At 67.6% G+C, this 12,546-nt stretch carries 10 protein-coding genes and 3 pseudogenes; 4 read left to right on the forward strand and 9 right to left on the reverse strand.

Features of this window, described 5'->3' with window-relative positions; translation table 11 throughout:
• Nucleotides 1-2: 2 nt before the first annotated feature.
• The 3 genes and pseudogenes from BAY1663_RS05400 to yejK all read right to left on the reverse strand — a co-directional run bounded on the left by BAY1663_RS05400 (nt 3) and on the right by yejK (nt 2,681).
• Nucleotides 3-842: a DUF4344 domain-containing metallopeptidase gene (locus BAY1663_RS05400; RefSeq protein WP_037038409.1), complete on the reverse strand. Its 840-nt coding sequence runs from the start codon at nt 840-842 to the stop codon at nt 3-5.
• Nucleotides 839-1,656 (reverse strand): annotated as a pseudogene (locus BAY1663_RS05405) (hypothetical protein). The gene BAY1663_RS05400 and the pseudogene BAY1663_RS05405 overlap by 4 nt, the downstream one beginning before the upstream one ends.
• Before the next feature lie 18 nt (nt 1,657-1,674).
• Nucleotides 1,675-2,681 (reverse strand): annotated as a pseudogene (gene yejK, locus BAY1663_RS05410) (nucleoid-associated protein YejK).
• A 125-nt stretch (nt 2,682-2,806) separates the two neighbouring features.
• On the opposite strand from yejK, the gene BAY1663_RS05415 reads away from it, so the two are divergent.
• Complete coding sequence (locus tag BAY1663_RS05415) at nt 2,807-4,021, forward strand: MFS transporter (RefSeq protein ID WP_037038410.1); 1,215 nt, start codon at nt 2,807-2,809, stop codon at nt 4,019-4,021.
• A complete protein-coding gene (locus BAY1663_RS25010) occupies nt 4,021-4,143 on the forward strand; it encodes a hypothetical protein (RefSeq protein WP_256046184.1) in 123 nt (40 codons plus the stop codon). Before BAY1663_RS05415 ends, BAY1663_RS25010 begins: the two co-directional genes overlap by 1 nt.
• Here BAY1663_RS25010 and BAY1663_RS05420 read toward each other — a convergent pair.
• Nucleotides 4,114-5,448: a TAXI family TRAP transporter solute-binding subunit gene (locus BAY1663_RS05420; RefSeq protein ID WP_037038411.1), complete on the reverse strand. Its 1,335-nt coding sequence runs from the start codon at nt 5,446-5,448 to the stop codon at nt 4,114-4,116. The genes BAY1663_RS25010 and BAY1663_RS05420 overlap by 30 nt on opposite strands.
• A 337-nt stretch (nt 5,449-5,785) precedes the next feature.
• On the opposite strand from BAY1663_RS05420, the gene BAY1663_RS05425 reads away from it, so the two are divergent.
• Both BAY1663_RS05425 and BAY1663_RS25820 read left to right on the forward strand, forming a co-directional pair.
• Nucleotides 5,786-5,977 (forward strand): hypothetical protein, encoded by a 192-nt coding sequence (locus BAY1663_RS05425; RefSeq protein ID WP_037038412.1) that lies wholly within the window; start codon nt 5,786-5,788, stop codon nt 5,975-5,977.
• Nucleotides 5,977-6,297, forward strand: a pseudogene (locus BAY1663_RS25820) (N-acetyltransferase family protein); the annotation flags it as partial. The gene BAY1663_RS05425 and the pseudogene BAY1663_RS25820, both read left to right, overlap by 1 nt.
• A 104-nt stretch (nt 6,298-6,401) precedes the next feature.
• Here the strand turns inward: BAY1663_RS25820 and rlmF are convergent.
• The 5 genes from rlmF to nhaD all read right to left on the reverse strand — a co-directional run bounded on the left by rlmF (nt 6,402) and on the right by nhaD (nt 12,362).
• Nucleotides 6,402-7,400, reverse strand: coding sequence for a 23S rRNA (adenine(1618)-N(6))-methyltransferase RlmF (gene rlmF, locus BAY1663_RS05435; protein ID WP_037038414.1), 999 nt, complete (start codon nt 7,398-7,400; stop codon nt 6,402-6,404).
• Nucleotides 7,401-7,463: 63 nt separating this feature from the next.
• A complete protein-coding gene (locus BAY1663_RS05440) occupies nt 7,464-8,639 on the reverse strand; it encodes a YbfB/YjiJ family MFS transporter (protein WP_037038415.1) in 1,176 nt (391 codons plus the stop codon).
• Nucleotides 8,640-8,778: 139 nt separating this feature from the next.
• Nucleotides 8,779-10,605, reverse strand: a complete 1,827-nt coding sequence (locus tag BAY1663_RS05445; protein ID WP_037038416.1) for an SLC13 family permease — start codon at nt 10,603-10,605, stop codon at nt 8,779-8,781.
• Nucleotides 10,606-10,610: 5 nt separating this feature from the next.
• Nucleotides 10,611-10,907 carry a helix-turn-helix domain-containing protein gene (locus BAY1663_RS05450; protein ID WP_037038417.1) on the reverse strand — a complete coding sequence of 99 codons (297 nt, stop codon included), beginning with the start codon at nt 10,905-10,907 and terminating at the stop codon, nt 10,611-10,613.
• A gap of 72 nt (nt 10,908-10,979) precedes the next feature.
• Nucleotides 10,980-12,362: a sodium:proton antiporter NhaD gene (gene nhaD, locus BAY1663_RS05455; RefSeq protein WP_037038418.1), complete on the reverse strand. Its 1,383-nt coding sequence runs from the start codon at nt 12,360-12,362 to the stop codon at nt 10,980-10,982.
• Nucleotides 12,363-12,546 lie beyond the last annotated feature (184 nt).

Raw genomic sequence — 12,546 nt, forward strand, 5'->3', positions numbered from 1 at the left:
TGTCATGGCCTGCTTTCGCGCAGGCGCGGCAGCTCCTCGGCGAGTTCGCGGAAATAGGCCAGGCGTTCGTAGCAGAGCGTCAGCTCGCCGCCGATGCGGTTGAACCAGGCATCCGGCGCGCCGCAGGTGGTCATGCGCAGGGTCAGGTCGCGGGGCAGGTCGAAGGCTTCGCTGGCCTTTCTCGCGACGGCCTCGAGTTCGCCGCTGGCGCGGATTTTCCTCAGCAGTTCGGCCCCGCCGGGCAAGTGGCCGGGCGGGGTGTCGTAGACCACCTGGATGCGATGGCGCAGTGGTTGCTCGTCGCGCCGCTTGAAGTGTTCGCGAAACCAGCCCACCGCATGGGCGACCTGCTGGTATTCCTCGGGGCAGTAGAGCGCACGTTCCACCGGCAGCCCGCTCATCTCCAGCACCCAGTCCAGGCGGTCCGGGTCGCTGCCGTAGGCCAGGCAGGCGATGTTGTAGAAGCGCTGGGCATCCAGCGCGTGGCTGTCCCAGACGGGCACCGGCGTGCCGGCTTGCTCGGCGTTCTTCCACTCCAGCCGCCAGTAGTCGGCGACATCCATCAGCTTGGCGTAGAACTCGGCGCTGTGCTGTTCCTGCTGCAGCAGGAACAGCCCCATGAAGCCGAGCTGGTCGGCGGCATCTTCCTCACGGCCGAGGATCGGCAGTTGCAGTTCGCTGATCAGCAGGTGCCCCATCTCGTGCATCAGCGTGAATTCGGCATTGGCGACGGTAAAGCGAACCGCGTCCATCGCGGGCGGGGCCGGCGTCTCCCGGTCCTGCGCCGTTGCCGCCAGCGGCAGGAACGACAGCAGCAGGAGCAACAGGCGTCGCCGGTTCATCGCATGCGCTCCAGATCGGCATGGCTGAACGGCGCCGGATGCGCCGGCCAGTCGAGGGCCAGGCGTTCGAATTCGCGCGCCAGCAGGCTGGCGACGATCAGGTCGCGCAGCCAGCGGTGGTCAGCGGGGATCACGTACCAGGGAGCCGCGTTGCCGTGGCTGACGCTCAGCACGTCGGCCCAGCTGGCCTGGCGCTCGGCGAAGTGGCGATGCCCCTGCAGGTCGTCCAGGGTCAGTTTCCAGCGCTTGTCGGGCCGTTCGAGGCGCTGGTGCAGCCGGTGTTTCTGCTCGTCGACGGATAGCTGCAGATAGCACTTCAACGGCCGGACCGTAGCGCCGGCAGTTGCCGCTCGAAGTCCGCGATCGCCACCTGCCGCGCGGGAATATCCGCGGCGCCGCACAGCCCGTCGCGCAGGTCGCTGACCAGTGCCTCGTAGTAGCTGCGATTGAACGCGCCGAGGATGCCCGGGGCGGGCAGGCGCTGCCGGTAGCGCCAGAGAAAATCGTGGCGGCGCTCATCGGCGCTCGGCGCCTGGAAACTGCAAGGCGCCAGGCCGAGCGGGTCGAGGCCGCCGAGCACGCGGCGGATGACGCCGTTCTTGCCGGCACAATCCGGGCCCTGCAGCACCAGCAGCAGGGCATCCCGGCGGTTGGCCCAGAGCATGGTCTGCCGCTCGCGCAACCAACCCTTGAGCGCCGCCAGCCGGGCCTGTGCCTGCGGCTTTTCCAGGCCGTAGCGGCGGGCCGGGTCGCGCGCCAGCGGCGCCGCGGGATCGCACAGGCAATCGTCGAGAACGGTGTCCGGCAGGCGCATGGCGGCTCCTCGGCTGCGTCAGTCCTTGCGGCGCTTGAGCTGGTCCTTCAGCTGGGTCGGCAGCTGGCGGATGATCAGCATGTCGCGGGCCTCGTCGTACTCGATCTTCGACCCCAGCAGGTGCGATTCGAAGCTGATCGACAGCCCCTCGGCGCGGCCGGTGAAGCGGCGGAACTGGTTGAGGGTGCGCTTGTCCGGCGGAATCTCCGGCGACAGACCGTAGTCCTTGTTGCGGATGTGGTCGTAGAAGGCCTTGGGGCGTTCCTCGTCGATCACCCCGGAGAGCTCTTCCAGGGTCATCGGCTCGCCGAGCCGGGCCTGGGTGCTGGCGTAGTCGACCAGGGCGCTGGTCTTCTCGCGGGCCTGCTCTTCGGGCAGGTCCTCGCTCTCGACGTAGTCGCTGAAGGCCTTGAGCAGCGTGCGCGTCTCGCTGGGGGCGTCGACACCTTCCTGGCAGCCGATGAAGTCGCGGAAGTATTCCGAGACCTTCTTGCCGTTCTTGCCCTTGATGAAGGAGATGTACTGCTTCGACTGCTGGTTGTTCCGCCACTCCGAGATGTTGATCCGCGCGGCCAGGTGCAACTGGCCGAGGTCCAGGTGCTTGGCCGGGGCCACGTCCAGCGATTCGGTGACGGCCACGCCTTCGCTGTGGTGCAGCAGGGCGATGGCCAGGTAGTCGGTCATGCCCTGCTGGTAGTGGGCGAACAGCACGTGGCCGCCGGTGGAGAGGTTGGATTCCTCCATCAGCTTCTGCAGGTGCTCGACGGCCTGGCGGCTGAATGTGGTGAAGTCCTGGTTGCCTCCAGGTACTGGCCGAGCCAGCCGCTGAAGGGGTAGGCCCCCGATTCCTCGTGGAAGAAGCCCCAGGCCTTGCCCTGCTTGGCGTTGTAGCTTTCGTTGAGGTCGGCCAGCAGGTTTTCCATGGCCTGTGACGCGCCCAGCTCCGAATCGCGGGCATGGAGCACGGCTGGGGTGCCGTCCGGCTTTTTCTCGATCAAATGAACAATGCAGTGGCGAATCGGCATGGGGAACTCGTCAAGGGGTGGCTGAACAGCTGCAGTTTAACCGAGCGTAACAGTCCGATGAGCAGTTGCAGAGGTTCGGGGGTAGCTGAGTAAACTGGTCGCCTTTTCCCCAAGGAATGACGCTCATGACTGCTGCGTGGCGCAACTGCGCCTGGATGCTCTTCGGTGGCTCGCTGATCCTCGCCATATCGCTGGGGGTACGCCATGGTTTCGGCCTGTTCCTGCCGCCGATGAGCGCCGAGTTCGGCTGGGGGCGCGAAGTGTTCGCCTTCGCCATCGCGGTGCAGAACCTCATCTGGGGCCTGGTGCAGCCGGTGACCGGGGCGCTGGCGGATCGCTTCGGCGTGGCGCGCGTGGTGGTCGTTGGCGGGGTGCTCTATGCGGTCGGGCTGGCGCTGATGGCGATTGCCGATTCGCCGGCCACGCTGACGCTGAGCGCCGGGTTGCTGATCGGGCTGGGGCTGTCGGGGACCTCGTTCTCGGTGATCCTCGGCGCGGTTGGTCGTGCCGTACCGCCGGAAAGGCGCAGCATGGCGATGGGCATCGCCAGTGCCGCGGGTTCCTTCGGCCAGTTCATCATGCTGCCGGGCAGCCTGGGGCTGATCGAATGGCTGGGCTGGTCTTCGGCGTTGCTGGCGCTGGGGCTGCTGGTGGCGCTGATCGTGCCGCTCGCCGGGATGATGCGCGGTCCCGAGCAGGCACCGGTGGCGGTCGGCGCGCAGCAGTCGCTCGGCGAGGCGCTGCGCGAGGCGGCCGGGCATTCCGGGTTCCGCCTGCTGGCGCTGGGCTTCTTCGTCTGCGGCTTCCAGGTGGTGTTCATCGGCCTGCACCTGCCGGCCTACCTGGTCGACCAGCATCTGCCGGCCCAGGTCGGCACCACCGTGCTGGCGCTGGTCGGGCTGTTCAACGTGGTGGGTACCTATACCGCCGGCTGGCTGGGCAGCTGCTATTCGAAGCCGAAGCTGCTGGCCGGGCTGTACCTGATCCGTGGGGTGGTGATCAGCGCCTTCCTGCTGGCGCCGTTGAGCGTCTGGAGCGCCTATGCCTTCGGCATCGCCATGGGCCTGCTGTGGTTGTCCACGGTGCCGCTGACCAACGGTACGGTGGCGACCATGTTCGGCGTGCGCAACCTGTCCATGCTCGGCGGCATCGCCTTTCTCTTCCACCAACTGGGCTCGTTCTTCGGCGGCTGGCTGGGCGGCTGGCTGTACGACCGTACCGGCAGCTACGACCTGGTCTGGCAGATCGCGATCGCCCTCAGCCTGATGGCCGCGCTACTCAACTGGCCGATCCGCGAGCAGCCGGTCGAGCGCCTGCGCGCCGTGGCGGAGGTCGGCTGATGCGGCGCCTCTGGCTGGGCGGGGGCGCCGCGCTGCTGCTCGGCCTGCTGGCGCTGCTCGCCTGGTGGGGTTGGCAGCGCGGAGGGCTGGCGTTATTGCAGTTGGGGCTGGGCAGCTGCTGAGTCATCGGGCGACTGCAGGGCGCGCAGCCGGTCGATCATGTAGCGCACGTGCAGGTGCAGGGTGAACAGCTCGTGGGAGTAGGACAGTGGCACCTCCACCACCCGCAGTTCGTTGTCCAGCTGCTCCATGCGCCGGATCTGTTCGTCCAGTTCCGCGCCGATGCTGCCGTCGTGGATTTTCTCGTCCGTCTCGTGCAGGTAGCGATACCACTTGAAGATCCGTGAGCGCATGCGCCACTGGTACAGCGGCGAGACCGACTTGAACAGCGGCAGCAGTATGGCGATGAACGGCAGCAGCAGGAGGATGTAGCGGTCGACCCAGGACGCGATGCTGAACGGCAGATAGCGCTGCAGATACGGCGGGCCGTTGCGGTAGTAGCCGGCGGCCTCGGCGGTCAGCGGCAGGCTCATGGGTTCGGCGCGCGGGAAGCCGTTCGGTGGGTCGAGCAGGTTGCCGTCGCGCAGCACATCGCGCGCGGCTTCCAGCAGCATCGGCGTCAGCGCCGGGTGCAGGCTGTCGTTGGCGACCAGGGTTGCCAGCGGCGAAAGGGTCTGCAGGTCCCGCTGCGGCGTGTCGCGGGCCAGATCGAGCAGGCCCTGTGGTATCCGCAGCGCGCTCAGGAAGGGGAAGTGCGCCTGCAGCGCGGCGGTGCGCGGGATTTCCAGCAATTGCAGTTGGGGATGTGCGGCCAGCTCACGGATCATGTCGTTGTTCGGCGGGCCGACGAAGAAGGCCGCGTCCAGTTCGCCGGCCAGCAGCGCTTCCAGGGCGCGGCGCCCGCCCAGTGGCTGCCAGTCGGCGCCGGGCTGCTCGACACTGGCGGCGAGTATGTCTTGAACCGCGGCGAGCGTGCCGCTGCCCTCGCTGCCGAGCCCCAGGCGCAGCGAGCGCAGCTGGCGCAGATCGGCCAGGACCAGGCCCTGGCGGGCGAACAGCCACAACGGCTCGCTGTACATCACCCCGAGGCCCTTCAGGCGCCGCCGCTGGCTGTCCTCCAGCAGCAGCTCGGTGCCGCTCTGGACCAGCGCGAACTGCACGGCGTCGCCTGCCAGCAGGTGCCTCAGGTTGTCCATCGAGCCCTTGGATGTCTGCAGTTCCAGCTCGATGCCTTCTTGCTCGAGGCGGGCCTGCAGGCGCCGGCCGAAATCATGATAGCCGCCGCCCTCGCTGCCGGTGGCCATGCGCAGACGGGTCGGTGGCGCCGGGTCCAGCGCCCAGACGAACAGGCCGACCAGTACGGCGAACAGGGGGATCAGCCACAGATGGGCCCGGATGACGATCTTTAGGTCGTTGAGACGGTGCATGCGCTGTGCCTGTTCCGTGTGGCTGTCTGGACGACCACCATAACCAGCGCCACCGCGGATGGCGAGAGCAGGACTCTACGACGGGGCGACCGGCGTGGGCTGGCGAAGATTGCAGAAACAAGGGAATCAAATCGCGAATCCTTGCTCAAAGAGCGAAGCGGCGTTCAGGAAGTTAACGACAAATCGCCGGTTTTTAGCCGCGGCTATCGGAATTTGTGCGTGTGTGTTCGCCAAGCGGGCGGCTGCCATCGGCATCGAGCGATGGCGCGGTTGTCGCCTAACCGTCATCAACACTTGGTAAATACCTGCCGCACGCAGCCAATGGAGCCATAAGTACATGTCCACACTCACCGAACTCGCCCAGCACATCGCCAAGCTCTACCCCCTGCAGGACAAGCGAGTCGGCAAGCGTTATCGCGTGGTTGGCGAACTGGCCGGCATGACCGAGCTGGAAGAAATCAACGGTGAGCCGCGCTACATCCAGACCCTGGCCCTGAAGGACAAGCAGGTCTGGGACCTCGCCGTCTGATGCGGATTCGCGACGCCCGCCCGGCAGACCTGCCTGCCATCGGCTCCTTGCTCGAGCAGCTGGGCTACGCCGACACCGAAACCTTTCTCGCCGAACGCCTGGCGCAGCAGGGGGCGCACCCCGATGCCGCGCTGTTGGTGGCCGAGCAGGATGGCCGCGTGGTAGGGCTGATCTCGCTGCACTTCATCGTGCAACTGGCCCTGGCCGGCGATTTCTGCCGCGTCAGCTATCTGTGTGTCGATGCCGCTGTGCGTGCCGGCGGCATCGGTGCGGCACTGCTGGAGGCGGCACAGCGGCTCGCCGAGCAGCGCGGTTGCGATCGCATGGAGCTGCACTGCGACAGCCGCCGGGTTGCCGCCCATGGCTTCTATGCGCGCCTCGCTACGAGGATGCGCCGAAGTATTTCCGCAAGTCGTTGCGCTGATCAGGAGCTGTTGCCCCAGCGTTGCGCCCGCCAGTCGGCCTGCTCGGCCTCGCAGAGGAAGGTCCAGGCCACGAAGCGGCTGCGCTTCTGCCCTTGGGCCATGTCCACCACGCGGATGCGCCGTGCGCCGAGACGCTGCAGCCGCTTGTGCAGCGGCGCGACGTTGCCGCCCTTGGAGACCAGCGTGCTGTAGCAGTAGACCTGCGTGCCGAAGGTCGCACTCTGCTCGGCCAGGCGCGCGATGAACGCCGCTTCGCCGCCCTCGCACCAGAGTTCCGCGGCCTGCCCGCCGAAATTCAGCGTCGGCAATTTGCGTGCGGGATCGAGCCTGCCGAGGTTGCGCCACTTGCGCTGGCTGCCGCTGCTGGCTTCGGCCTGGGAGGCATGGAAGGGCGGGTTGCAGAGGCTGATGTCGAAACGGTCCTCGGGCCGCACCAGGCCCGTGAAGACCTGCCGCGGCGCCGCCTGCTGCCGCAGTTCGATGGCCTTGTCGAGCCCGTTCGCCGCGACCAGGGTGCGCGCCGAGGCCAGTGCGGTGGCGTCGATGTCCGAGCCGGTGAAGCGCCAGCCGTATTCGCGCTGGCCGATCAACGGATAAATGCAGTTGGCGCCGGTGCCGATGTCCAGCGCATGAATGCGCAGGCCGCGCGGAGTCGTCCCGCCGTTGTCCTCGGCGAGCAGATCGGCCAGGCCGTGCAGGTAGTCGGCGCGGCCGGGAACCGGCGGGCACAGGTAGCCCGGCGGAATGTCCCAGTGCTCGATGCCGTAGAACTGCCTGAGCAGCGCGCGATTGAACACCTTGACCGCATCCGGGTCGGCGAAGTCGATGCTCTGCTTGCCGTACGGGTTGACGATGACGAAATCGGCCAGTTCCGGGCTGGCGGCGATCAGGGCCGGGAAGTCGTAGCGGCCGCTGTGGCGGTTGCGCGGGTGCAGCACGGCTCTGGCCGGTTCGCCGCGGGCGGGCTGGGGGCGTCTGTTCGGGGTTCTGCTCGACATGGGGGCGGGACAGTGGCGGTTCAGGCGCGCATTGTCCCACAACCAGCGGGGATTATCGTGCGCCTACGGCGAACGGTGGCGCGGCACCGCCAGCATCCACAGCAGCCCCCAGAGCAAGGCCCCGGCGCCCAGCCAGAAGGCGCTGTGCAGGCTGCCGCCCATGCCCATCCAGACGCTGGTCAGCCAGGGCGCGGCAAGCTGGGTCAGCCCGTAGAGCGCAATCAGCGCCGCCGACAGGCGCGGGCCCTGGTGCGGATGCAGCGTGCGCGCCAGGCGCTGGGTTAGCAACACCGTGCCGAGGAAGGTGCCGCCGACCAGCACCGCGCAGAGCAGGATGCCGCTGGCGCTGGGCAGCAGCAGTGCGGCCAGCACGCCGATCAGTTGGGCCAGATAGCTCAGGCGCAGGGCGATGTCGTCGCCCATGCGCACGCCGAGCCGGTTCCACAGCCAGGGCGAGGGCAGTGTCGCCAGGGCCACCACCAGCCAGCTGCCACCGACCAGGAAGTCGCCGGGTTCGACCTGCAGGCGCGCGACCATCGGCAGGAAGGTCATCGGCAGGATGTAGCCCATGCCGGCGCCGGCATAGGAGAGAAACAGCGGGGTGCTGGCGCGATCGAACAGCCGGCCGCTGGGCGGGGTCGCCGGTGTCTCGTGGAGCTCTTCGGGCGGCATGTCCAGTCGTGCCAGCTGGCGCCAGCCCCACCAGGCCAGCGGTAGCGAAAGGATCGCCGCTGGCCACCAGCGATCGGCTCCCTGCAGCATGCCGTCGCTCAGGCTGACCAGCAGGCTGGAGAGGATCAACCCCACGCACACGCCGAGATAGACCAGGCCGCTGGACGAGACGCGCTGGTGCCGCGCCAGCCATTCGAGGATCAGCGACGGCGCCTGGACGAACACCAGGCCGTTGCTGATGCCGTTGAGCAGGCGCAGTGCGGCGAGGGCGTCGGCGGATTCGGCCTGGGTCTGCAGCAGGCTGCTCAGCACGTGCAGCGCCAGCGCCCAGGGCAGGCTGCGGCGGATTTGCGTGACGCGGTGCCAGCGCAGCGCGAGCAGCGCGCCGAGCAGATAGCCGAGGTAGTTCCAGCTGGCGATGCTGGCGCCCTGCTGCACGTTGAGCAGGCCGTCCTCGACCAGCCAGGGCAGCAGCGGGGTATAGACGAAGCGGCCGAGGCCGTGGACGACCAGCAGCAGGATGGCGGCGGCCAGCAGGACCGGAAACAAGGCAGGGCGGTGGGACATGGTGAGTTCTTTTTGGAATGAGGGCCCGAGCTTAGCCGCTGGTGCCGTTCGCGACCATGCCACTTTTAGCCGGGGCCCGCCTCGCCTGCCTCCTCGATGGGGCGTCGCCGCGTTCTCTCTGCGGGATCGGCCGCCGGCGCTAGAACGGGAACAGCAGCGGTATCAGCAGCACCGAGACCAGCATCACCAACAGCGTGAAGGGCACGCCGACGCGCACGAAGTCGGCGAACCGATAGTGGCCCGGACCGAGCACCAGCGTGTTCACCGGCGAGGAGATCGGCGTCATGAACGCTGCCGAGGCGGCGAGGGCAACGGTCATCGCGAACGGATAGGGCGAGGCGCCCAGCTGCTCGGCGATCGACAGCGCCACCGGCGTCATCAGCACCGCGGTGGCGGTATTGGAGATGAACAGGCCGATCAGCGCGGTGAGCAGGAACAGGCAGGCCAGCAGCGCGCGCGGCCCGGCGTCGCCGAACAGCTCGATCAGGCCCTCGGTGGCCAGGGCGATGCCGCCGGTCTTCTGCAGAGCCAGCGCGAACGGCAGCATGCCGACGATCAGCATCAGGCTCTGCCAGTGGATGGCCTTGTAGGCGCTGTCCATGTCGATGCAGCGGAACAGTCCCATCACCAGGCAACCGATCAGCGCGGCCAGCACGTTGGGCACCAGGCCGCTGACCATCAACGCCACCATCGTGGCCAGGCCGAGCAGGGCGAAGGGCGCCTGGCTGGCGGCCGGGGCGACGTCGTCCACCTCGGCCGGCAGGCTGAGCACCAGGAAGTCGCGGCTCATGCCCTGCAGGCGATGGATGTGCTTCCAGCTGCCGGCGACCAGCAGGGTGTCGGCCGGCTTGAGCTTATCGTCCACCAGCAGGCCCTGCAGCGCTTCGCGGTTGCGCCGCAGGCCGACCACGTTGAGCTTGTGCCGGCTGCGAAAGCCCAGTTCCTGGATGGTCTTGCCCGGCAGGCGCGAATCGGGTGGCAGGGCGACTTCCGCCAGGCCCAGCTCGCGGGCATGGTCGGCGTAGTAGGAGCTGGCCAGGTGCAGGGGTTCCAGGCCGAGTTCGTCGTAGGCGCCGAGCAGGCCGATCGCGGGGCTGGCCAGGTCCACCAGCAGCACGTCGCCGACGAACAGTTCGGTATTGCCGGTGGCGATCAGCAGCAGGCTGCGGAAGCGGTTGTGGCGTTCGATGGCGATGACGTTGATGCCGTACTGCGTACGCAGCTGCAACTCGTCGAGCGCCTGGTTGGCCAGAACCGAGCCCGGCCGCACGCGCAGGCGTCGTTCACGCTCGGTGAGCCGGTACGCGCGGGCCAGGTCGGCCAGGGTATGGCGCGGCATCAGGGCTTCGTGGGCATCGCTGCCACCGAGCCAGCGCCGCGCCACCAGCATGTAGCCGATGCCGAGCAGGAGGATCGTCAGGCCGATCGGGGTGAAGGTGAAGAACGCGAAACCGTCCAGTCCGGCGCGGCGCAGCGCGCTGTGGACCACCAGGTTGGGCGGCGTCGCCACCAGCGTCAGCATCCCGCTGATCAGGCCGGCGAACGCCAGCGGCATCATCAGCCGTCGCGGCGAGACCTTCATGCGCGTGGCGATGCCGAGCACCACCGGAATGAAGATCGCCACCACGCCGGTGGAGCTCATCACCGAGCCGAGCCCGGCGACGGCGAGCATGAGCAGGATCAGCAGGCGGGTTTCGTTGCTGTCGGCGGTGCGCAGCAGCCAGTCGCCCAGGCGATAGGCGATACCGGTGCGTACCAGGCCGTCGCCGATGACGAACAGCGCGGCGATCAGCACCACGCTCGGGTCGCTGAAGCCCGCCAGGGCCTCCTGCACGCTGAGCACGCCCGACAGCGGCAGGGCGACCATCGCCAGCAGCGCGACCACGTCCATGCGCGGCCGGTTGGCGATGAACAGGCCGACGCAGCCGGCCAGCAGCGCCAGCACCAGCAGCAGGTCGCCGTTCATGGCGATCAGGGGTAATCGAGAATGGACTTGATCCGCGGCAGCTGGCGCTCGATCCAGCCCTTGTCGATGGCGCCCCAGTCGCGAATGGCGTAGTGGCCGGCGTTGTGCCGCTCGCCGTCGTCCTGGACGAAGGCGCAGTCGATATCCAGTTCCGCCAGGGCGGCGAGGGTGTCCTGGGCGGTGCGCCGCGGCATGCCGGTCGCGGCCATCAGCGCCGGAACGCTGGTGGCGCTGCCGCTATCGATCAGCCAGGCGACGTAAAGCCGACGGTAGAAGCTGGTTTTGGTCTTGCTGATGGTCATGCCGGAGTCCTTGCCAGGTCATTGGGAAGCGCCGCACGGGCTTCGACGACCTGGCAGGACGGCCGATGCCGATCAGCGCAGGGCGAGCATGCCGATGTAGGTCGCTGCGCCCGCAGTGTAACCGAGGAAGGCCAGCAGGCTGACCCGCTTGACGTACCAGGTGAAGCTGATCTTCTCCATGCCCATGGCGGCCACACCGGCTGCCGAGCCGATGATCAGCGTGCTGCCGCCGGTGCCGGCGCAGTAGGCGAGCATCTCCCAGAAATTGCCGTCGACGATGAACTGCGTCAGCCAGCCGGTTTCTTCGGCGGCCGCCGCGGCGAGCATCTTCTGGCTGACCAGCGGATACATCTTCATCGCACCGGCTACCAGGGGCACGTTGTCGACCACGGCCGAAAGCAGGCCGATGGCGTAGTTGATCGCGTAGATGTTGCCGAGCGATTCGCGCAGCGCGGTGGCGACCTGGGTCAGATGGCCGGCGGTGGCGAGGCTGGAGACGGCCAGCAGGATGCCGAGGAAGAACAGTACGCTGGGCGTGTCCACCTTGCGCAGGACGCCGACCACCGAAAGCGGGTGCTTGTCTTCGGCATTCTTGTTGCGGTGGATGAACTCGGTGGTTACCCAGAGCACGCCGAGGCCGAAGAGGATGCCCATGTAGGGCGGCAGGTGGGTGATGGTCTTGAATACCGGGACGAACAGCAGCGAGCCCAGCCCGAGGCACAGCACCAGGTTGCGTTCGAACGGCGTGGTAGCCGGCGGGTATTTTTCCGCCAGGTGCGCCCGTGCCCGGGGCCGCGGGGCTTCTCCGTGCAGGCGGAGGCTGAGGATGAGCAGCGGTACCAGCAGGCACACCAGGCTTGGCAGGAACAGCCCGGTGATCACGCCGGAGGCGCTGATCTGGTTGCCGATCCAGAGCATGGTGGTGGTCACGTCACCGATCGGCGACCAGGCGCCGCCGGCGTTGGCGGCGATCACTACCACGCCGACGAACAGCCAGCGCTCCGGACGGCCGCGGATCAGTTTGCGCAGCAGGGAAACCATGACGATGGTGGTGGTCAGGTTGTCCAGCGCCGCGGAGAGGAAGAAGGTCAGGAAGCCGACGATCCACAGCAGATGCACGCGCTTGCGCGTCTGGATGCGATCGGTGATCGCCTTGAAGCCTTCGTGGGAGTCGATCAGCTCGACGATGGTCATCGCGCCGAGCAGGAAGAAGAGGATTTCCGAGACTTCGCCGAGGTGATGGCGCAGCGCTTCGACCACCACCGCAGAGGAGTCGGCCGGGTCATGGCTGCCATGTTGCAGCAGCGGCAGGATATGGTCGGCGCCCAGCACCAGGATGGTCCAGGTGAGTACCGCGGTGAGAATCGCGGCGGCGGCCTTGTCGATTTTCAGGGGATGTTCGAAGGCTATGCATAGGTAGCCTATGACGAACACGACAGCCATGAGTGCATACATCGGAGGGACTCCATCTTGGGGAATCTTGCCGGGCTTGCGGGCGCGATGACGCAGGCTCAGCGGCTGGCAGGCTGCCGAGGACGATTGGCTGTGCGAGGTGAAACAAGTCGGGAACCGCAGGGCGCGGCAGTTGCCTGCCGCAAGGGGACGGTTGCGCGTACGGCGGGATGCCAACGGGCATTCC

Source organism: Pseudomonas sp. BAY1663 (assembly GCF_000582595.1).
Lineage (GTDB): Bacteria > Pseudomonadota > Gammaproteobacteria > Pseudomonadales > Pseudomonadaceae > Stutzerimonas > Stutzerimonas stutzeri_AF.